At 71.8% G+C, this 21368-nt stretch carries 17 protein-coding genes; 6 read left to right on the top strand and 11 right to left on the bottom strand.

Features of this window, described 5'->3' with window-relative positions:
- Positions 1-198 precede the first annotated feature (198 nt).
- From pta to pyk, 3 genes are all read left to right on the top strand, one after another.
- Positions 199-2280 carry a phosphate acetyltransferase gene (gene pta / locus OG389_RS26065; RefSeq protein WP_328300869.1) on the top strand — a complete coding sequence of 694 codons (2082 nt, stop codon included), beginning with the start codon at positions 199-201 and terminating at the stop codon, positions 2278-2280.
- A gap of 50 nt (positions 2281-2330) precedes the next feature.
- Positions 2331-3545: an acetate kinase gene (locus OG389_RS26060; RefSeq protein WP_328300868.1), complete on the top strand. Its 1215-nt coding sequence runs from the start codon at positions 2331-2333 to the stop codon at positions 3543-3545.
- Positions 3546-3608: 63 nt separating this feature from the next.
- Positions 3609-5039 carry a pyruvate kinase gene (pyk, locus tag OG389_RS26055; protein ID WP_328300867.1) on the top strand — a complete coding sequence of 477 codons (1431 nt, stop codon included), beginning with the start codon at positions 3609-3611 and terminating at the stop codon, positions 5037-5039.
- Between the two features lie 114 nt (positions 5040-5153).
- Here the strand turns inward: pyk and OG389_RS26050 are convergent, their stop codons facing one another.
- The 4 genes from OG389_RS26050 to OG389_RS26035 form a co-directional block, all read right to left on the bottom strand.
- The gene (locus tag OG389_RS26050; protein ID WP_328300866.1) at positions 5154-6461 is read right to left on the bottom strand and encodes a hypothetical protein; all 1308 of its coding nucleotides are present in this window, start codon (positions 6459-6461) and stop codon (positions 5154-5156) included.
- Positions 6451-7041, bottom strand: coding sequence for a DUF6114 domain-containing protein (locus OG389_RS26045; RefSeq protein ID WP_328300865.1), 591 nt, complete (start codon positions 7039-7041; stop codon positions 6451-6453). The genes OG389_RS26050 and OG389_RS26045 overlap by 11 nt, the downstream gene beginning before the upstream one ends.
- 114 nt (positions 7042-7155) lie before the next feature.
- Positions 7156-7797: a DUF6230 family protein gene (locus OG389_RS26040; RefSeq protein ID WP_328300864.1), complete on the bottom strand. Its 642-nt coding sequence runs from the start codon at positions 7795-7797 to the stop codon at positions 7156-7158.
- A 580-nt stretch (positions 7798-8377) separates the two neighbouring features.
- Positions 8378-9382, bottom strand: coding sequence for a tetratricopeptide repeat protein (locus OG389_RS26035; protein ID WP_328300863.1), 1005 nt, complete (start codon positions 9380-9382; stop codon positions 8378-8380).
- Between the two features lie 278 nt (positions 9383-9660).
- Between OG389_RS26035 and OG389_RS26030 the strand changes: the two genes are divergently transcribed.
- Positions 9661-10323, top strand: a complete 663-nt coding sequence (locus OG389_RS26030) for a TetR/AcrR family transcriptional regulator (protein ID WP_328300862.1) — start codon at positions 9661-9663, stop codon at positions 10321-10323.
- Here OG389_RS26030 and OG389_RS26025 read toward each other — a convergent pair.
- The 5 genes from OG389_RS26025 to OG389_RS26005 form a co-directional block, all read right to left on the bottom strand.
- Positions 10265-10813: a hypothetical protein gene (locus tag OG389_RS26025; RefSeq protein WP_328300861.1), complete on the bottom strand. Its 549-nt coding sequence runs from the start codon at positions 10811-10813 to the stop codon at positions 10265-10267. The two genes, OG389_RS26030 and OG389_RS26025, sit on opposite strands and share 59 nt — an antisense overlap.
- A gap of 36 nt (positions 10814-10849) precedes the next feature.
- Entirely contained in the window at positions 10850-12550 is a 1701-nt protein-coding gene (locus OG389_RS26020) for an acyl-CoA mutase large subunit family protein (RefSeq protein ID WP_328300860.1), read from the bottom strand.
- A gap of 86 nt (positions 12551-12636) precedes the next feature.
- Positions 12637-12966 (bottom strand): DUF3817 domain-containing protein, encoded by a 330-nt coding sequence (locus tag OG389_RS26015; RefSeq protein ID WP_328300859.1) that lies wholly within the window; start codon positions 12964-12966, stop codon positions 12637-12639.
- 103 nt (positions 12967-13069) lie between these two features.
- Entirely contained in the window at positions 13070-13579 is a 510-nt protein-coding gene (locus OG389_RS26010) for a MarR family winged helix-turn-helix transcriptional regulator (protein ID WP_328300858.1), read from the bottom strand.
- A gap of 21 nt (positions 13580-13600) precedes the next feature.
- Positions 13601-15022 carry an MFS transporter gene (locus tag OG389_RS26005; RefSeq protein WP_443059340.1) on the bottom strand — a complete coding sequence of 474 codons (1422 nt, stop codon included), beginning with the start codon at positions 15020-15022 and terminating at the stop codon, positions 13601-13603.
- A 173-nt stretch (positions 15023-15195) separates the two neighbouring features.
- Here OG389_RS26005 and OG389_RS26000 point away from each other — a divergent pair, with 173 nt between their 5' ends.
- Positions 15196-16206 carry an ArsR/SmtB family transcription factor gene (locus OG389_RS26000; RefSeq protein WP_328300857.1) on the top strand — a complete coding sequence of 337 codons (1011 nt, stop codon included), beginning with the start codon at positions 15196-15198 and terminating at the stop codon, positions 16204-16206.
- Positions 16207-16346: 140 nt separating this feature from the next.
- The gene (locus OG389_RS25995; protein WP_328300855.1) at positions 16347-17378 is read left to right on the top strand and encodes a glycoside hydrolase family 6 protein; all 1032 of its coding nucleotides are present in this window, start codon (positions 16347-16349) and stop codon (positions 17376-17378) included.
- Positions 17379-17419: 41 nt separating this feature from the next.
- Here the strand turns inward: OG389_RS25995 and OG389_RS25990 are convergent, their stop codons facing one another.
- The gene (locus OG389_RS25990; protein WP_328300854.1) at positions 17420-19423 is read right to left on the bottom strand and encodes a kelch motif-containing protein; all 2004 of its coding nucleotides are present in this window, start codon (positions 19421-19423) and stop codon (positions 17420-17422) included.
- Between the two features lie 3 nt (positions 19424-19426).
- Complete coding sequence (locus OG389_RS25985) at positions 19427-21226, bottom strand: glycosyltransferase family 2 protein (protein WP_328300853.1); 1800 nt, start codon at positions 21224-21226, stop codon at positions 19427-19429.
- Positions 21227-21368: the final 142 nt, after the last annotated feature.

Raw genomic sequence — 21368 nt, 5'->3', positions numbered from 1 at the left:
CGCCGCAGGGGTCCGGAGGGGCTTTGGACCCTCTCCGACAGGCCCTTTTTCCGGCGGGCGACCTATCGATCCGCAGGGGTATTGTCAAGAGGTCAAGCCCATATTTACTGGGACAACCGACTCGTACTTCCGCCCCGCCGCAGCCAGAATCGTGGTGGGGCGATCCCGAGGGTTCACACGATGGGACGGAGAGCACGCGTGACGCGCAGCGTGTACGTGACCGGTATCGAGCGGGGGGACGGCCGCCAGGTCGTCGAGCTGGGGATCATGGAGCTCCTGACTCGCCAGACGGGCCGGGTGGGCGTCTACCGGCCCCTGCTGCACGACGGGCCCGACCGGCTCTTCGATCTGCTCAAGGGCCGCTACCGGATAGACCAGGACGCCTCCACCGCCTACGGCATGGAGTACCACGAGGCCTCCGCCATCCTGGCCGAGAAGGGCACCGACGAACTGGTCTCCCAGCTCGTCGGCCGCTACCACGAGGTGGCGCGGGACTACGAGGTCATGCTGGTGCTCGGCACCGACTACGCCGACACCAACCTCCCGGACGAACTGGCGCTCAACGCCCGTCTCGCCAATGAGCTGGGCGCCCTGGTCATCCCCGTCGTGGGCGGCACCAAGCACCCCGCCGAGGCCGTGCGCGCCGAAACCCGCAACGCCTACCGCGCGTACGAGGCCCTGGGCTGCCACGTGGGCGCGATGGTCGTCAACCGGGTCGCCCCCGAGGACCGCGAGGTGATAGCCGAGCGCCTGGCCGCCCGGCTCCCCGTCCCCTGCTACGTCCTGCCGGACGACAAGCACCTGTCGGCCCCGACGGTCGCGCAGATCACCCAGGCGCTCGGCGGCGAGGTGCTCCTCGGCGACGAGGCCGGGCTGGCCCGCGACGCCCTGGACTTCGTCTTCGGCGGCGCCATGCTGCCGAACTTCCTGAACGCCCTGACCCCCGGCTGCCTGGTCGTCACCCCCGGGGACCGCTCCGACCTGGTCATCGGCGCGCTCGCCGCGCACACCTCCGGCACCCCGCCGATCGCCGGCGTGCTGCTGACCCTCAACGAGCGCCCGACCCAGGACATCCTGACGCTGGCCTCGAAGCTCGCGCCGGGCACGCCGGTGGTCTCGGTGGCCGGCAACAGCTTCCCGACGGCCGCCGAACTCTTCTCGCTGCAGAGCCGGCTGAACTCCGCGACCCCGCGCAAGCTGGAGACCGCGCTCGGCCTGTTCGAGCGTCACGTGGACACCGCCGAACTGCGCGAGGTGCTCTCGGTGGCCCGCTCCGAGCGCGTCACCCCGATGATGTTCGAGAACGAGCTGCTGGAGCGGGCCCGCTCCGAACGCCGCCGCGTGGTGCTCCCGGAGGGCACCGAGGAGCGCGTGCTGCGCGCCGCCGACGTGGTGCTGCGCCGGGGGGTCTGCGACCTCACCCTGCTGGGCGAGGAGCCGGCGATCCTGAAGAAGGCCGCCGACCTGGGCATCGACATCTCGGCCGCCCAGCTCATCGACCCGGCGACCTCTCCGCTGCGGGAACGGTTCGCCGAGTACTACGCCAGGGCCCGCGCCCACAAGGGCATGACGGTCGAGCTGGCCAACGACGTGGTCACCGACGTCAACTACTTCGGCACCCTGATGGTCCAGGAGGGCCTGGCGGACGGCATGGTCTCCGGCTCGGTGCACTCCACCGCCGCCACCATCCGTCCGGCCTTCGAGATCATCAAGACCAAGCCCGACGCCTCCATCGTCTCCTCGGTCTTCTTCATGTGCCTGGCCGACAGGGTCCTCGCGTACGGCGACTGTGCCGTCAACCCGGACCCCAACGCCGAGCAGCTCGCCGACATCGCCATCCAGTCGGCCACCACCGCCGCCGCGTTCGGCCTGGAGCCGCGGATCGCGATGCTCTCGTACTCGACGGGCACCTCCGGCTCGGGCGCGGACGTGGACAAGGTCCGCAAGGCCACCGAGATCGTCCGCGAGCAGCGCCCCGACCTGCTGATCGAGGGCCCGATCCAGTACGACGCCGCCGTGGAGCCCTCGGTCGCAGCGACCAAGCTGCCCGAGTCCGACGTGGCCGGCCGCGCGACGGTGCTGATCTTCCCGGACCTCAACACCGGCAACAACACGTACAAGGCCGTGCAGCGCTCGGCCGGCGCCGTGGCGGTCGGCCCGGTCCTGCAGGGTCTGCGCAAGCCGGTCAACGACCTCTCTCGCGGCGCACTGGTCCAGGACATCGTCACCACCGTGGCCATCACCGCGATCCAGGCGCAGTCCCAGCCCGTGGCCGGCTGACCCGCCGCCCCTCCCGACCGAGACCCCCACCAGAAGGAAAGACCCCCATCGTGACCGCATCGCGCGTACTCGTCCTCAACTCCGGCTCCTCGTCGGTGAAGTACCAGCTGCTCGACATGGCGGACTCCTCCCGCCTGGCGGTCGGTCTGGTGGAGCGCATCGGCGAGGAGACCTCCCGGCTCAGTCACGAGCCGTTCACCGGCTCGGGCGCCGCGGGCGGCAAGCGCGAGCGGACCGGCCCGATCGCGGACCACGAGGCGGCGCTGAAGGCCGTCGCGGCCGAGCTCGCCGCCGACGGGCTGGGCCTGGACTCGCCCGAACTGGCCGCCGTGGGCCACCGTGTGGTGCACGGCGGGACCAAGTTCACCCACCCGACGCTGATCGACGACGCGGTCCTGGCCGAGATCCGCGCCCTGATCCCGCTCGCCCCGCTGCACAACCCGGCGAACGTGACCGGCATCGAGGTGGCGCGCGCGCTGCGCCCGGACCTGCCGCAGGTGGCCGTCTTCGACACGGCCTTCCACTCGACGATGCCGGAGCACGTGGCCCGGTACGCGATCGACACCGCGACGGCCGACAAGTACTCCATCCGGCGGTACGGATTCCACGGCACTTCCCACGCCTACGTCGCCCGGGCGACGGCCGCGCTGCTCGGGAAGGCCGAGGAGGACGTGAACGTGATCGTGCTCCACCTGGGCAACGGCGCCTCGGCCTCCGCCGTCCACGGCGGGGTCTGCGTGGAGACCTCGATGGGACTGACCCCGCTGGAGGGTCTGGTCATGGGCACCCGTTCGGGCGACCTGGACCCGGCGGTCGTCTTCCACCTGGCCCGGGTCGGCGGCATGTCGGTGGACGAGATCGACTCGCTGCTGAACAAGAAGAGCGGTCTGCTGGGTCTGTGCGGCGACAACGACATGCGCGAGGTGCAGCGGCGGGCGGAGGAGGGCGACGCCTCGGCGCGCCTGGCCCTGGCCTCGTACATCCACCGCTTGAAGAAGTACATCGGCGCCTATTCGGCGGTCCTCGGCCGGGTCGACGCGGTCGCGTTCACGGCGGGCGTCGGCGAGAACTCCTCCTCCATCCGGGAAATGGCCCTGGCCGGCCTGGAGGAGCTGGGCCTCGCTCTCGACCTGGAGGCCAACGCGGTGCGGTCCCCCGAGCCGCGCCTGGTGTCCGCGGAGTACGCGCGGGTGGCCGTGGCCGTGGTCCCGACGGACGAGGAACTGGAGATCGCCAGCCAGGCGTACGCGCTGGTTACCGGCTAGTCACTTTGGACTTTCCACCAGACGGAATATTCCGCTACGAAACAAACCGATAGGATCCGCTCCATGCGCCGTTCCAAAATCGTCTGCACGCTGGGCCCCGCCGTCGACTCGTATGAGCAGCTGAAAGCGCTCGTCGAGGCCGGTATGAACGTGGCCCGATTCAACTTCAGCCACGGATCCCAGGCAGAGCACCAGGAGCGGTACGACCGCGTCCGCAAGGTCTCCGAGGACACCGGGCGTGCCGTCGGCGTCCTCGCCGACCTCCAGGGTCCGAAGATCCGTCTGGAAACCTTCGCCGAAGGTCCCGTCGAGCTCGTCCGCGGTGACGAGTTCACCATCACCACCGAGGACGTCCCGGGCGACAAGTCCATCTGCGGCACGACCTACAAGGGTCTGCCGGGTGACGTGTCCAAGGGCGACCAGGTCCTGATCAACGACGGCAACGTCGAGCTCCGCGTGACCGAGGTCGAGGGCCCCCGGGTCCGGACCATCGTCATCGAGGGTGGTGTCATCTCGGACCACAAGGGCATCAACCTGCCGGGTGCCGCCGTCAACGTCCCCGCCCTGTCGGAGAAGGACGTGGACGACCTCCGCTTCGCCCTGCGGATGGGCTGCGACATGGTCGCCCTCTCCTTCGTGCGTGACGCCGACGACGTCAAGGACGTCCACAAGGTCATGGACGAGGAGGGCCGCCGGGTCCCCGTCATCGCCAAGGTCGAGAAGCCGCAGGCCGTCGCCAACATGGAGGGCGTCGTCGCGGCCTTCGACGCGGTCATGGTCGCCCGTGGCGACCTCGCCGTCGAGTACCCGCTCGAGAAGGTCCCGATGGTGCAGAAGCGCCTCGTGGAGATGTGCCGCCGCAACGCCAAGCCGGTGATCGTCGCGACCCAGATGATGGAGTCGATGATCACCAACTCGCGCCCGACGCGCGCCGAGGCCTCCGACGTCGCCAACGCGATCCTCGACGGTGCGGACGCGGTCATGCTGTCCGCCGAGTCCTCGGTCGGCGCCTACCCGATCGAGACCGTCAAGACGATGTCGAAGATCGTCGAGGCCGCCGAGGAGGAGCTCCTGTCCAAGGGCCTCCAGCCGCTGGTCCCGGGCAAGAAGCCCCGTACCCAGGGCGGCTCCGTCGCCCGCGCGGCCTGCGAGATCGCGGACTTCCTGGACGGCAAGGCCCTGGTCGCCTTCACCCACTCCGGTGACACCGCCCGCCGCCTGTCGCGCTACCGCGCGAACCAGCCGATCCTCGCCTTCACCACCGACGAGGGCACCCGCAACCAGCTCACCCTGAGCTGGGGCGTCGAGTCGTACGTCGTCCCGCGCGTGGACAACACCGACTCCATGGTCGACCTCGTGGACGTGGAGCTGCTCAAGCTGGGGCGCTACAACAGGGGCGACACCATGATCATCACGGCCGGTTCGCCCCCCGGCGTCCCCGGCACGACCAACATGGTCCGCGTCCACCACCTGGGCGGCGACGTCCGCGACTGACGTCGCCCCGCCGTCCGGAACTCTGCCGCACAGAGACCGAGGGCGGCACCCCGATCCTGAGGAGGATCCGGGGTGCCGCCCTCGGTGCGTGCGGCCGCGCGAGGCCGTACGCGCCTACTCCGCCGGGCCGATGTAGTTCTTGAGGCCCGGAACGGTCAGGGTGCCGCCGAACTGGCCGGCCTGGACGACCTTGGCGTTCGTGAAGAACGCGAACGGGACGTTCAGTGGCGGCGGGCTCTGCGGGCTGAACTCGATCGGGATCAGGCCGAAGAGGTTGCCCTTGAGGCTCTCGGTGTACATCGTCACCTTGGCCCCGCGGATCTTCGAGGTCGATCCCGGACGGGACTTCAGGTGGGCGACCTGCCCACCCTTGCCGACCGTCTGGTAGAGGTCCTTGATGTCCAGCGAGTCCGCCGTGAACTTCAGGACCGTCTTGGTCTTGCCGCCCGCCGTCTTCACCTCGACGATGCCCTCGTAGTCGAGGCCGTAGAGGGTCAGCAGCGAGCTGTCGAGGTACCAGGGCTCGTCCGGGAGCAGCGGGATGCCCTGCTCCACTTCGGCGTCGGCCAGGGCCTTGGCGTCGTAGGTCGGGCAGGGGAACGGCTTCTTCCCGTCCTCGTCCGCGTCCTCGGCCTTGTCCTCGGCCTTGTCCGTCTCCTTCGTGCCCTTGGCCTTGCCCTTGCCCGCCTCGGCGCCCGTCTCGTCCTTCGGGGTCGTCCTGGTGTCCTTGACCTCCTCGGACAGCTCCGAGACCTCGGCTCCGGCCGTCTTCGCGGCGTCGCGGATCCTGGCCGCCGCCGGGTCGGGTGCGGGCGTGGTGGTCGCCGGAGCGGGCATGGTGGTCGCGGGCTTCGGCGCCTGCGGCGCGCCGGCCGACGGGTTCGCCAGAGGCCGGCCCAGCTCGTCGAAGAGGCCCCTGATCGCATCGCCGACACCCAGCGGATCCAGCGGGTTCGAACCCTTGGCTCCCGCGGCGGGGACCGCCGCCGGCTTCACGGCGGCCTTGTCGTCCGGCTTCCCAGCGGGCTTCTGCACCGGCTTGGACGCCGACGGGCTCGTGCTCGGCGAAGGCACCGCGGTGGGCGACTTGCCTGCCGAGGGCGTCGTCTGCGGAGACTTGGAAGGGGTCTTGGAAGGGGTCTTCGACGGCGACGGGGAGGCGGACTCCGCGGGCTCGTCGGACCGCGTCACGCACGGTCCGGGCGCGAAGGGGATCTCCTTGTCGTCGGCCACGGCCAGCTTCGGCGCCATGCTCATGCCGACGAAGACCGCGGTGGGCATGGCGGCCAGCGCCATCGTCTTGCCGACGGGTATCTGGATCTTGGTCAGCAGCGACTTTCTGGGCGCCGCGTGGCGCGGGCCCTTCCTCTCACGGGACTCCGCACCCGGAGCCTCGCCCCGTTGCGTATCGTCACCCCGCACTGTTCCTCCCGCCATCGGCGTGGGCAGTCGTCTCGCTCGCGTATGCCGTTTCCGTCGCACGGGGACCCGGGATGCCCTGGGGGCCCGCCATCGCCTCGGACTTGCCCAGGTCCACGGCCTGCGCCGGGGTCCTGCCGTCCAGCTGGTCCACCGGATCCACCGCGTCCTGCGGCTTGCCCGGCGCCCAGGCCAGCGCCATGCCGCCGCCGACCATGGAGAGGATGAGCCCGATGCCGAAGCCGCCGAGGTTCGACACCGGCAGGGACACCAGCCCCAGCAGCATCGCCGCGACGCCCACGAAGATCCGTACGCCCTGCTGGAGCCAGAGCGTCAGCCCCAGCGTCACCAGGAGGACTCCGATGATCAGCGAACCGGCACCGGCCGTCGTCGCCATCGCGATGGTGATGTTGCCGAGCCGGACGTCCGCGTACGGGAAGTACGCGATCGGAACACCGCTGAGGAGAATGATCAGACCCGCCCAGAAGGGGCGGCGACCACTCCACGCGTGGACGTGGTAGTACACCGCGGTGAGCCAGGCGTCGTCTTCGGCGCGCACGTAAACCGGGGCCTGGGGGTTCATGGACAACAGCTCCCTGGAAACGGGTGGTACTGAGAACTATGTGGAGCCCGGACGGGCGGGCGACGGCGACGGCTGCCGGCGTCGCCCGCCCGTCCGGTTGCGCACCGGGAGCGGTTACTGCCCGTCCGCGTAGCAGGGCTGGTCGCCACCGAGGAGGCGCAGCTTGAGGTCGGGCAGCTTGAAGGTGCCCGCCGTCGTGGCCCACGCCTTCTGGCGCACGTTCGACAGCACCGCGCGGTCGGCACGCTGCGAGAACGCGTAGGGGCTGGCGACCGTACCGGCCTGCGGCTTGGTCTTGTGGCTCGCGTCGCCGACGGCGACACCGATGTCCAGGTTGGTGAACTCGGCGTCGGTGTCGAGCTCGGCAACATCCAGGTAGATGTTGTCGGCGACGGCCGGCTTGCCCGGCTTGGTGCCCGTCTTCAGCTGCAGGGTGATGTTGCCGAGCGGGGTCGGCGTCACCAGCGACTGGCACATGTTGGTGATCTCGGCGTGGCTGAACCCGGAGATGGTGACCGGGTGGTGAGCCGCGTTGCCCTTGAGGTCGTGACCCTCGGCGACGCCGCCGTACTGGATCAGGTTCGTACCGTCCAGCTTGTCGGCCGACACCTTGAAGTCCTGGCCCGAGACGGCGAAGGAGGCCGCGAGGGCACCCTGCGCCAGACCCACACCGACCACGGCCGTGGCCGCGATGCTCGGCACCATGACGAGCGCGAAGCGCTTCCATCTGGTCCCGCCACGAATCTGAGAACTCATTTTGTTCCTCCTTCTCGGACGTACATCTCCGGTCCGGGCCGTACCCGTCCTGGGATGGGAGAAGTGCTACGTCCTCGGGAAGGAGCGCAAGCGGCCGGGCGCGGCACAACCGCGTTCCGGTACACCGGCGTTCACCCCCGAGCGACAACCACTTGGCCACGCGTTCGCGCAACCTGGAGGACAGGCTCCGCCGTGTGACGGAGACCCCCCTGTCCCGCGGCCGGTGCCACTGCCACCGGCCGGCCCGGTGGGGACCCTCCACGCGGCTCCGGATGAGCGGCTCTGCGGGAAGGACCGAGCGTCGCCGATCGTGGTCCATTCCCGGCCGGGGCACAAGGGGGTTCGTTACTCGCGGGTAACGGCCAGATAACCGGGGGAAGACCTGTGACTGCCGGGCGGCAACACAGGGTGTTACCCAGGGCCACGACAGATCGGAGGAAGAGTGAACACACCGGACAGTTCACGGGGTTCGATTTACTGCGAGTAACAGCGGCCGCAATTGCCAAGTTTTGGCAAAGTGCGGCCGCTGTTTATCTCCGTGTCAACAAATCGCCGGCACCGAACAGGTGCCGGACCGGCGCTAGAACAGCACCCGGGCGAGCGCCGTACGGGCCGACGTGACGAGCGGGTTGTCCGGGCCGACGACTTCGAACATCTCCAATAGTCGCACGCGCACCGCGTCGCGGTCCTCACCGAACGTCACCTTGACGGTGTCCACCAGACGCCCGAAGGCATCCGCCACGTGACCGCCGGCCAGATCCAGGTCGGCGGCGGCGATCTGCGCCGCGGGGTCGCGCGGGTTCCCGGCGGCGGCGGCGCGCACCGCCTGCGGGTCCATGTCCTTGACCCGGACGAAGAGCTCGGTCTGCGCCAGGCCCAGCTTCGCGTCGGAGTTGGACGGATCGGCCGCCAGCACGTTCCTGTACGCGCGCACCGCCCCGTCCAGGTCGTCGGCGTCCAGCGCCGCGATCGCCTCGTCCAGCAGCGCGTCGTACGGACCGGCCGGCTCCTCGGCGGCTGCCGCGCCCGGCCCCGGGGCGATGCCCTCGGCGGCCGGGTCCACCGGCACGCCGATGATGCCGAAGCGCTCCTCGGCGATCTGGACCAGCTGGGCCAGGACCGCACGGACCTCGGCCTCGGGCGCGAAGTCCTGGAACAGCGGCATCGCCTGGCCCGCGACCACCGCGAAGACGGCCGGAAGGGCCTGCACGCGGAACTCGCGGATCAGGTTCTGGCTGGCCGCGACGTCGAGTGCGGCCAGCGCCAGCCGGCCGTTCGCCTCGACCGTGAGCCGCTCGAGCAGCAGGCTCAGCTCGCGGCCCTGCTCGAAGCCGTCGGCACGGAAGTCGAGGATGACCGGAACCTCGGCCGAGAGCGGGACGACATGGCTCTCGAAGCGGGTCTCGTCGGTGTCGAAGACGAGCGCGGACGGCGGGACGGCCCCGGCGGACGCGGGCGCACCGCCCTGAGCGGCCTTGCGGGCCGCCTCGGCGCGGGCCTGCTCGGCCTTCGCCTTGGCCTCGCCGGCCGCCTTCACCGCGGCGAGGTCGACGACGCCGCTCATGGACATGTTTCTGGGCTGCATGCGTACATCCTCCCCCGTGTGTGCGCGCCGACGTAAAAGATCGGCCGAAACGAACCGATCGCGGTACTCGCAGTGCGGTACCACCCTGCTTGCCGTACCTGTTGTACTTGCCGTGCTGTGGCGCCGGGTCCCCACCTGGCGCCGGTAGCTCTTCGCGTGGTTGTCGCTCTTACGCTACGAGTCGTAGCGTAACTCCCCCCGCCCGCCCGTGGGTCGTGATCTGAACCACACCTCCGGGGGGCCGAGCGGCTCCCCTACCGGCGGGTATGGTCTCGGCCATGCGCAACCCCAGCTCAGTGACCTCCTCCCCGCCCGGCCGCACCGGCCGCCCGCGCAGCGCCGCGGCGGACGCCGCGATCCTGGCCGCGACACGGGACGCGCTGGTCGAGCTGGGCTGGTCGAAGCTGACGATGGGGGACGTCTCGGCGCGGGCCGGGGTCGCGAAGACCACCCTCTACCGGCGCTGGTCGGGCAAGAGCGAACTGGTCGTGGACGCCGTCGCGGAGCTCTTCGACTCCCTCGAACTCCCCGACCGCGGCTCGCTCGAGGCCGACATCGAGTACGTCGTGCTCCAGTTCGCGGCGCTGCTGCGGCGCCCGGAGGCCCGTACCGCCCTGATGGCGGTCGTCGCCGAGTCCACCCGGGACGAGGCCCTGCGGGACCGGATCCGGTCGGCGATCGTGGACCGGCAGAAACGTCTCGTCGTACTGGGCCGCGAACGGGCCCAGGCCCGGGGCGAGCTCCCCTACGAGGAGGACCAGTCCCTCGCCGGCCGCACCACGGACCTGATCTTCGACGTGATCGCGGGCACGGTCGTCCACCGCGCCCTGGTCAGCTCGGAGCCGGTGGACGAGCTGTGGGTGACCGCCTTCACCGCCCTGCTCATGCACGGCCTCCAGGGCCCCGCCGCCGGCCCTTCCGGCCCCGCCCCGGCGGTGTGACCACTGCGGGCCGGCCGCCGTCCGACAGCGGCAGGAAGTCCGCGCACCAGGCCGGGGCCGAAGCCACCAGCGCGTCCGAGCGCGGGTTGTGGCCCGGCCAGGGCCTTGGGCGGCCCGGCCAGTCGGCCCAGCGCAGGCTGTCCGCCTCCTCCGGCGGGAGCAGCCCGCAGGCCACGAGCGCCGCCCGGCCCGCGTCCAGCCCGGCGAGCCGGTAGCCGTACTCCGAGGAGTCCGTCTCGTGGAACCCGGCGTCGGTGAGCAGCACCGAGGCCGCCACCCCGTCCAGGCCGCGCACGATGCCCGCCCGCACGCAGGACACGTACTGCGCGGGCAGCAGGCGGGCCGGCACGGCGTTCAGGACCTCCGTCAGCCCGCCCGGGCCGGGCGGCTCGAAGTCGGCGGCGATGTACGCGTACGGCCCGCGGCCGTCCTGCACGACCACGCGGGCACTCACCCCGTACACGGGAACGGGAAGGTGGCGGCCGGTCATGGCCGCCACCTTAGGGGGTGTCCCGTCGCCCGGGCGTCAGAATCCCGGCGGCTCCGTGTAGGTGCCCCACTCGTCCCGCAGCAGGTTGCAGATCTCGCCCATCGTGGCCTCGGCACGCACCGCGTCCAGCATGGCGGGGATCATGTTGGACCCGTCCCGGGCGGCGGCCAGCATGGCGTCCAGCGCCGCCGTCACCTTCGCGTCGTCGCGGCCCGCCTTGCGCTCGGCGAGCTCCCGTACCTGCACGGTCTCCACCTCGTGGCTGACCCGGAGGATCTCCAGGTCGCCCGTGACCGAGCCGTGGTGGCAGTTGACGCCGACGACCCGCTTGTCGCCCTTCTCGAGCGAACGCTGGTACTGGAACGCCGACTCGGCGATCTCCCCGGTGAACCAGCCGTCCTCGATGCCGCGCAGGATGCCCGAGGTGATCGGGCCGATCGGGTGCTGCCCGTTCGGGTGGGCGCGCAGCCCGCGCTCCTTGATCTGCTCGAAGATCTTCTCGGCGTCGGCCTCGATGCGGTCGGTGAGCTGCTCGACGAACCAGGAACCGCCCAGCGGGTCGGCCACGTTGGCCACGCCGGTCTCCTCCATCAGCACCTGCTGCGTGCGCAGGGCGATCTCGGCGGCCTGCTCGCTCGGCAGCGCGAGGGTTTCGTCGAGGGCGTTGGTGTGGAGCGAGTTGGTGCCGCCGAGGACGGCCGCGAGGGCCTCCACGGCGGTGCGCACGACGTTGTTGTACGGCTGCTGGGCGGTGAGGGAGACCCCGGCCGTCTGGGTGTGGAAGCGCAGCCACATCGTCTTGTCGGACTTCGCCCCGTACACCTCCTTCATCCAGCGGGCCCAGATCCGGCGGGCGGCGCGGAACTTGGCGATCTCCTCGAAGAAGTCGAGGTGCGCGTCGAAGAAGAAGGAGAGCCCGGACGCGAAGTGGTCCACGTCCAGCCCGCGCGAGAGACCGAGCTCCACGTAGCCGAAGCCGTCGGCGAGGGTGTACGCGAGCTCCTGCGCGGCCGTGGCCCCGGCCTCGCGGATGTGGTAGCCGGACACGGAGAGCGGCTTGTAGGCGGGGATGCCGTTCGCGCAGTACTCCATGAGGTCGCCGATGAGGCGGAGGTGCGGCTCGGGCTCGAAGAGCCACTCCTTCTGGGCGATGTACTCCTTGAAGATGTCGGTCTGGAGCGTCCCGTTGAGGACGGCCGGGTCGACGCCCTGCCGCTCGGCGGCCACGAGGTACATGCAGAAGGCGGGGACGGCGGGCCCGCTGATCGTCATCGAGGTGGTCACGTCGCCGAGCGGGATGTCCTTGAAGAGGACCTCCATGTCGGCGGCGGAGTCGATGGCGACCCCGCAGTGGCCGACCTCGCCGAGCGCGCGGGGGTCGTCGGAGTCCCGTCCCATGAGGGTCGGCATGTCGAAGGCGACCGAGAGCCCGCCGCCGCCGGCGGCCAGGATCATCTTGTAGCGCTCGTTGGTCTGCTCGGCGTTCCCGAAGCCGGCGAACTGCCGGATGGTCCAGGTCCGCCCCCGGTAGCCGGTGGCGTGCAGGCCGCGGGTGTACGGATACTCCCCGGGCCAGCCGATGCGCTCGAAGCCCTCGTACGAGTCGCCGGGCCGGGGTCCGTAGACGGGATCGACGGCGTCGCCGGAGAGCGTGGTGAAATCGGCCTCGCGCTTGCGGGCCTTGTCGTACCGGGCCTGCCAGCGACGGCGGCCCTCCTCAATGGCGTCAGCGTCCATACCCATGAATTTACTAGGACGTCCTAGTAAATGTCGATGGCCGACCCCGGGGAGTCGCCCCGGGGGTGGGGGGTGATCGCTGGAGGTCAGGCGCGGGCGGTGGCCACGCCGCCCTCGACCAGGGGCTCGACCTCGGCACGGACCTTGCGCTCGACGAAGAACGCGGCGAGCGGAATGGTGCCGGAGACCAGGACCCACAGGAGCTTGCCGAAGGGCCACTTTGCCTTGGAACCCAGGTCGAAGGCGAACACCAGGTAGATCATGAACAGCACACCGTGTGCCTGCGAGACCGCGAAGGTCAGGTCGGCACCGGTGTCGAAGCCGTACTTCGCCACCATGCAGGAGCAGAGGATCAGGAGCATGACCGCGGTCACGTAGGCCATGACGCGGTAGCGGGTCAGCACGCTTCGTTTCATGCCGTCGAGCCTAGCCGTCCGGTTTGCACGATCTTGACGGGGGCCGCTCCTCGCGGCTCCTCGCCTGCTACTGCTTCCCGACGGCTTCCCGACTGCTTCGCGGCTACTTCTCGTCGAAGTCCGCCGCGGCGACGCGGAGCGGGCGCAGGAGGGCGAAGATCTCCTCGCACTCCTCGGAGTCGTAGACACCCAGTCCGAAATCGATCTCCATCAGCGCCTTGGTCGCCGCCTCGACCACCTCGCGCCCCTTGTCCGTGATCGACGCGAGCGTGCCGCGCCCGTCGTTCGGGTTCGGGCGCCTGGCGACGAGGCCGGACTTCACCAGCCGGTCCACCGTGTTCGTCACCGACGTCGGGTGGACCATCAGCCGCTCGCCGATCTTCGACATCGGCAGTTCCCCGGCCTTGGAGAAGGTCAGCAGCACCAGCGCCTCGTAGCGCGCGAAGGTCAGACCGTACGGCTTGACGACCGCGTCCACCTCTCCGAGCAGGATCTGGTGCGCCCGCATGATCGAGGTGATCGCGGCCATCGAGGGCACCGGACCCCAGCGCCGCTGCCACAGTTCGTCGGCGCGGGCGATGGGGTCGAAGGGAAGGCTGAGCGGCTTGGGCACGCACCAGACCCTACCGGGCGGTCATTTGGCGGTGGGACCCGTCTCACTCCTCGGCCCGTCCGACCGGCGCACTTCGACGAGCAGCAGCAGGACGGCCCCCGTGCCGAGGATCGCGGCCGAGACCACGACCGCGTGGACGGGCAGGAACTCCGCCGCGATCCCGGCGAGCGCCATCCCGACGCCCTGAAGGGTCATCAGGCCGGTGCTGAGCAAGGTCATCGCCCGCCCGCGCAGCTCCTCGGGCACGGCCTCGACGTACCACTGGTCCAGGCCGAGGGTGTACGCGTGGGCCAGCCCGGCCAGGACGAGCGTGCCCAGCAGGAGCGGTACGCCGGGCCGGCCGGCGTAGGCGAGCAGCGGCAGCAGGGAGACGGCGGCGAGCGGGGCCACGATCCGCGAACGCGTTCGGGCGGTGAGCGCGGAGCCCGCCCACAGCTCCCCCGCGACGGCCCCGGCCGGCATCGCGCACATCAGCAGCCCGAGCGCGGCGGTGGAGGCTCCGAGGCCGGCCGCGTACGGGGTGAGCAGCGCCTCGGGCACGACCACGAAGAGCGGCGGCAGCCAGCACAGGAGGGTGAGCGCCCGCAGCCTGCGGTGCCCCAGGACGGCGCGCAGTCCGGCGAGCGGGGAGACCCGCGGGCCGGCGCCCGGGCCCGGTCCCGCGCTCCGGGCGGGCCGGGCCCGGGTGCCGAGGCGCAGCAGGGTCGCGGAGCCGAGGAAGCCGGCGGCCGTGAGGAGGATGGCCCCGCGCGGGGCCAGGACGGTGAGCAGCAGTCCGCCGAGTCCGAAGCCGATGAGCTGCGCGCTCTGGGCCACCATGCGCAGGAGCGAGCGGCCCAGGACGTACGCGTCGCCGGTGCCGAGGATGTCGGTGAGGGAGGCGCTGCGGGTGCCCTGGAACAGCGGCGCGACGAAGGCCATCGCGCAGCGCAGTACGAGGAGCAGCGCGACCGGGACGCCGGGCGCGGCCATGGCCGCCGCGCAGGCCGCGCAGACGAGGTCGCACCCGACGAGCACCCGGCGGGCCGGCAGCCGGTCGGCGAGCGGCGCGAGGAGGGTCCCGCCGAGGGCGTAGGGCAGGAACCCGAGCGCGAAGGTGAGGGCGCTCATCAGGGGGGACCCGGTGGCCCGGTACACGAGCACGGTGAGCGAGATCTCGGCGACGACCACACCGAGCACGGACAGCAGGTGCGCGGCGAAGACGGGCCGGAACTCCCGCACCCGGAACACGCCCCAATAACCCCCGGCCCCCTTCTCGGGGGCGGGAACGGAACCCGCGGCCGCCTCAGCAGGGGCATGAGCGGGACCCGCGGCCGCCTCCGCGGAGGCGGGAACGGAAGCCGCGGGTCCCCTGGCGGGGGCGGGGACGGGGCCTGCTGGGGATTCCTCCGCAGGGGCGGTGCCGGGTTCGGCGGCGGGCGCGCCGGGGTCGACGGTGGTCATGCGGACCACCCTGTGGGCGCCTAGGCTACGAGGACAGAGATTCGCCCCAGCCCGAATCACCGGGCAGGGCGGCTGGCCGCGGACCGGAGGGCGCGGACCGGGGAGCGGGGCCCGGGGGGCGGGGCCCGGGGCCGACGCGCACGCACCCGCACGACCCCGGAGGGCACCGCACAGTGACGTTCCACTTCCGCTTCGGCCCGGTCGATCTGCTGCGCTGCCGGTTCTCCGTTTCGCCCCGCTGGGAAACCCAGGAGGCGGTACGGGTCCTGCTGCAACCGCAGCGGCACACCTACCACCTGCCCTGGCTCCGCCGGATCCGGGCGGCGGCGGCCGGGCTGGACCTGCGGCCGCTCTGGCTGCTGATGCCGCTCGCCGGGCACAATCCGGACTTCCTCAGCCCGCCGCCGACGGGTCCGTCGGTCACCTTCGAGGAGGAGCTGGCGCGGGTCCGGGCCGCCGATCCCGAAGCGGCGCGGGAGGACCTGCGGCGGAGCCTGGTGTGCACCCCGGGCGCGCTGGAGAGCGGGGCCGGGCAGCGGATGCTGGCGGATCCGGCGCGGGCGGTCCAGGAGCTGGCCGATCTCTACGAGCAGGCCTGGCAGGCGCTGGTGGCCCCGCACTGGCCCCGGCTCCGCGCCCTGCTGGAGGCGGACATCCTGTTCCACTCGCGGCGGCTGGCGGCGGGCGGGCTGGAGGCGCTGTTCGACGGCCTCCACCCCGATCTGCGGTGGTCGGGGAACACCCTCACCATCGACCGCCGCAACCACCACGACCGTTCACTGGACGGCCAGGGGCTCCTCCTCATGCCGAGCGCCTTCGTCTGGCCGGAGGTGGTCGGCGGCTACGACCCGCCGTGGCAACCGACGCTGGTGTACCCGGCCAGGGGCATCGGCGCGCTGTGGACGGCCCCAGCGGGCCCGGCCCCCCAGGCGCTGGCCCGGCTGCTGGGGCGCGCCCGCGCCGATGTCCTCTGCGCCCTGACCGAACCCGCCTCGACCACGGCCCTGGCCCACCGCCTGTCCCTGGCCCCCTCCACGGTCTCCTCCCACCTGAAGGCCCTCCAGGGGGCGGGCCTCCTCATCTCCTCCCGCCACGGCCACCAGATCCTCTACGAACGCACCCCCCTGGCCATCGCCCTCACCAGCCCGGACCCGGACGGATCGGCCGACCCAGCCTGCGACTGAGGCGCGGGGCCCGGGCGCGACGGCGGCGGCACACCCCACCCCCGCCCGGCCGCACGCGGCGGTGTCGCAGCCCGACCTTTCTGCCCCTTATGTCACGATGGCCCGGTCCGACGCCCCACCCTTCGCCCCGAGGAAGCCGGATGCCAGGCCGCCCCCGCAGACGCCCCGTCACCCTGCTCGCCCTCGCACTCGCCCTGGCCGCGGCAGCCGCCTGCGCCCCCGCCCCCTCCGCACAGCCGGAGTCCGCACCCCCCAACCACCCGGCGGGAGTCGGTCTCGTCGACGAGTCCCCGTTCTGGGTGGACCCGCAGAGCGACGCCGCCCGCCAGGTCGCCGCCTGGGAGGCGCAGGGCCGCAACAGCGACGCCCAGGTGCTGCGGCGCATCGCCGACCGGCCGATGGCCCTGTGGGGTCCGGCCGGCGACCCCGGGCCCGAGATCCGCCGGGCCAGGGCGGGCGCCCGGGCGGCCGGCCGCACCCTGGTCCTCGTGGCGTACAACATCCCGTACCGGGACTGCGGCCAGCACTCGGCCGGCGGAGCCCGCGACGCCGCCGCCTACCGCAGCTGGATCGGCGCCTTCGCCGACAACATCGCGGACACCAAGGCCCTGGTCGTCCTGGAGCCGGACGCGATCGCGCACCTCGTCGACGGGTGCACCCGGGCCGACCACCACGACGAACGCCTGCGGCTGCTCTCCGAGGCCGTCGACCGGCTCAAGCGCAACAAGAACACCCGGGTCTACCTGGACGCCGGCAACCCGGCCTGGATCCCGGACCCGGCGAAACTGGTCGGCCCCCTCTACGAGGCCGGGCTCGACCACGCCGACGGCTTCTCCCTCAACGTCTCGAACTTCCAGCCCAGCGAGGCCGGCCGGGAGTACGGCGCCACCCTCTCGAAGGCCACCAGGGGCAAGCACTTCGTCATCGACACCAGCCGCAACGGCGACGGCCCCCTCCAGGGCAACCGCGAGCAGGCCTGGTGCAACCCGCCGGGCCGCGCGCTGGGCACGCCGCCGACCGCCGGGACGGGTGACCCGCTGGTGGACGCGTACCTCTGGATCAAGCGGCCCGGCGAGTCGGACGGCACCTGCCGCGGCGGCCCGCCGGCCGGCACCTGGTGGCCCGACTACGCACTGGGCCTGGCCCGCCGCTCCACGGACGACCAGTCCTAGGGTCTGTCGTCGTGCGGCAGACGGGAGTTCGACGACAGGCCCTAGCTCAGCCAGCCGTCCCGGGACTCCCGCGGTGCGGGGGCGGGGACTTCCCGGACCCGGATCCACCGGGCCACCGACGGGGTGCCGTCCGCGTCCGTCACGAAGAGCATGTACCAGCCGGGCGGCACCAGCGTCGGGTCCACCGGCACGGTGACCGTCACCGAGTCGGCGGTCTTCTCCAGTCCCAGCTCGACCGACCGCTGTTCCACGTCGGTGGTGTGCGTGACCGCGCTCGGCCGCATCAGCCGGGCCCGCTCGATCCGCTCCGCCCGCGGCGCCCGGAAGGTGGCCCGGGAGCCGGGGGCGACCTCCCCGGGGCCCGCGCCCAGGACCGGCCGCAGCGCCGCGTCCCGGTACAGGTACGGCGGGGTGTACACCTCCAGCCGGTGCTCGAACCTGCCCAGCCTGGTGTTGTCCTTGTCCGCGAAGAGCGGGTCGGAGCCGAAGGTCGCCACCCGTCCGTCGGGCAGCAGCAGCGCCTCGGAGTGGTAGTTGCGGCCCACCGTCGGGGAGGCGGCGGCCACGAAGGTGTCGGTGCGCGGGTAGTAGAACTGCGCCTTGCGGATGTCGCTGGCGCCCCGGCCCCGGTAGTCGGCGGAGCCGCCCGTGGTGAAGACGGAGTCGTCGGGCAGCAGCACGCTGCTGAGGTAGCGCACCCCCTGCGGCAGCCGGGCCGTCGGGCGGAAGACCGGCTCGGCCTCCTTGAGGTCCACGACCGCGGTCCGGGCGGTGGAGAGCCTGGACTCGCCCACCCCGCCGCCCCCGAGCACCATCACCTTCTGGTCCTGGGCCGGGGGCAGCAGCACCGACGAGGAGGTCTCCAGCTGGTCCGGGTCGGCCAGCCCGCCGACCTTCCGGTACCGGTTGGTCGCCAGGTCCCACACTCCCGGCTCGCGCCCCCTGTCCTTGGGGCCGTAGCCCGCGTTGGAGCCGGTGTAGAGCAGCTTGCCGCCCTGGGCGAGGAAGAGGGAGGGGTAGGTCGGGAAGTAGCGGAAGGGGCCCTTGGACCACTTCTTCGTCCGCGGGTCGTAGTACTCGTTGTCGCCGGGCACGACGTCGCCCACGTCGTTGAGCCCGGACACGGCGAGGACCCGCCCGTCCTGGAGCCCCACCAGGGTCGGGTACCAGCGGGCGTCCCGCATCGGGTCGACCGGGACGTACTTCTCCGCCACCGGGTCGAACTCGTAGGCGGACTTGATGCCCTGGAAGTCCTGCTTGTCGGCGCTGAGCCGCTCCGCGAGCCCGTAGACGTCGCGGGCGTCCTTGCCGGTGAGCCCGGCCACCGCGTACTGCGCGGCCTGGGTCGTGAGCCCCCCGGCGCCCTCCTGGACCGCCTCGACGAAGACCCGCGCCTCCGCCGCCACCACCTCGGTCTTCCACGGCATCATCCGCCCGCCGCTGCCGTACGGGACCTCGAACCGGCGGGTGGCCTTCGGCACGGTGACGTCGAACTTCGACACGTACTCGACCCCGGAGGGCGACCGGAAGACGGTTCCCTTCGCCAGCCTGACCGCCTTGTCGGGGCTCTCGTTCTTGACCCGCATGCCGCCGCCCGCGCGGGTGACCTTCCCGTCGAGCACCTCGTAGCGCGCGGTCCCGCCGGCCACCAGCAGCTGTCCGTCGGGCAGCTGGCTGTGGCCCGAGCAGAAGAAGTCCTCCGGGGTCGGGATCTTCTTGAAGGTGTCGTCCTTCGGGTCCCACAGGACGGTGGAGAAGGTGCCCTTGTCGAAGTTGCGCTGGTTGTTGCCGGAGCCGGCGATCAGCAGCACCTTGCCGGTGTGCAGCAGCGCCGCGTGCATGGCGTTGATCCGGTACTCGGCCGGCAGGTCGATCAGCCCCCACGAGCCGTACTGGATGCGGTAGCTGGACCGGCCGATCTTGTACGAGTGGTAGGTGTCCCCGGCGAAGGAGAGCGCGGCCGGCGCGTTGAGCGCGAGCAGCACGGCGGCGACCCCGGCGCCCAGGGCGGTCTTCCTGAACTGCTTCGAAGGGCGGTACGCCATGCCTCAGTCCCCTCCCGCGGTCGTCGCGAACGCCGGCTCCGGCTCCTCGCCCGGCCCGGCCCCACCACCCGGCCCGGGCCCCCCGCCGGGCACGGCCGCCCGCACCCGGCCGCGAAGCCCGCACCGGGCCCGCAGCGCCGTCGCCCCCCACACGGCCGCCGGAGCGAGGGCGACGGCCAGCGCCAGCACCGCCCAGAGGCGCATGGCCGCGTGGGTGTGGCCGTAGCGCACGGAGGCGGCGAGGGAGAGGAGCAGGACGGCGGCCCACAGGAGGTGGACCCGGAAGGTCGCCGGGCGGTCGGGGCTGGCGACCCCTCCCTTGGGGGTGACGACGAAGCGTCCCCGCGTGCGCAGCACCGCCGAGCCGAGCGACTTGAGGTAGACCGGCGCGCAGATCGCGGACATCGCCATGCCGGCGAGTCCGCCGGAGCCGGCGGGCTCGTGCGGCGAGACGTTGTGGCGGCGGTTCCACAGGTACAGGCCGACCTGGAGGGCGGCGGCGTCGGTCCACAGCATCAGCCAGACCTCGGAGGAGACCTGGGTGCCGGAGGCGCCGAACCACAGGAACAGGACGCAGCTGAGGACGCCGAGCAGCCAGTTGACGGCCGTCATCGGGTAGTAGAGCAGCATCAGCGTGTAGTTGAGCCAGCGGCCCGGGGGCATCCGCAGGCAGCCGCGCCAGTACTGCCGCAGGAGGGTCTCGTACGTCCCCCGCGACCAGCGCAGCTGCTGCGTGAAGAAGTCGGTCCAGGTGCTCGGCCCCTCCCCCACCGCGAGCACGTCCGGGGTGTAGACGGAGCGCCAGAACCGCCCGGTGGCGGGGTTGCGGCGGCGGTGCAGCTCGAAGCCGGTGGCCATGTCCTCGGTGACGGAGTCGTAGAGCCCGCCGATCTGCGCGAGGGCGCTGATCCGCACCGCGTTGTTGGTGCCGACGAACATGGGGGCGCCGTAGCGGTTCCCCGCGCGCTGGATCAGCGCGTGGAAGAGGTACTGCTGGGACTCGGCGGCCTTGGTGACCGTGGTGGTGTAGTTGCCGTAGACCTGCGGGCCGACGACGAAGGCGGTGTCGGGGTCGCGGAAGAAGCCGAGCATCCGCTCCAGGTACTCCGGCAGCGGTACGTGGTCGGTGTCGACGGAGGCGAAGTAGTCGTACTCCCCGCCGTGCCGGGCCAGCCAGGAGTTGTAGTTGCCGTGCTTGGTCCGCGCCCGGTGGGCGCCCGCGGCGGTGTTCCACTCGGCGACGCCCTTGCGGGTGAAGTGGCGCACGCCGAGCTCCGCGCACAGTCGCCGGGCCCCGGGGTCGTCGCCCTCGTCGAGGAGCCAGACGTCGAGCGGCCCGTCGTGGCGCACGCGCACCGCCCCGCGCAGGGTGGCGGCGGCCATGGCGAGGGGTTCCTTGCCGGGCACGTAGGTGGTGAGGAAGGCGACGCGGGTGCCGGGTTCGGCGGTGACCGGCACGGGGTCCCGGGCGACCAGCGTGGCATGGGCGATCGACACCACGTTGACCAGCATGAAGAGCATGATCAGGCCGATGGATCCGAGCATGACGGCGTCGCACCGGACCAGCCAGCGCTCGCCGCCCTCCCGGACCGTCCAGTGCGTGGGCCAGACGAGGTAGAGGAGCAGCCCCGCGGCGGCGAGGGGTGCCAGCGTCATGAGTGCGAGGGCCCGTATTCGGGTCCGGAGGTCCTCGCCCGCGAGGAGGGAACGGTACGTCACCCGGTAGGCGGCGGAAGGATCGGGCTCCTCGAGGGGGCCGGCGAGCCGGCTGTGGGTCTCGTAGTCGAAGGATGCCTGCCGCACGGTTCCTCCAGTGATCGAAACCGAGGTCCATACCCCAACGAAAGGGGAGATACCTGGTCGTGTCGAACTGGATTCGGCCGAGCGGGCGGTTCCGTTCCGTGTCCTCGCTCAGGGGCCGTACGGGTGGCCGCGCGGGCCGGCG

The organism is Streptomyces sp. NBC_00435, from assembly GCF_036014235.1.
Taxonomy (GTDB): Bacteria; Actinomycetota; Actinomycetes; order Streptomycetales; family Streptomycetaceae; genus Streptomyces.
The sequence above is the reverse complement of the archived record's forward strand: the minus strand, read 5'-3'. Positions and strand labels throughout refer to the sequence as shown.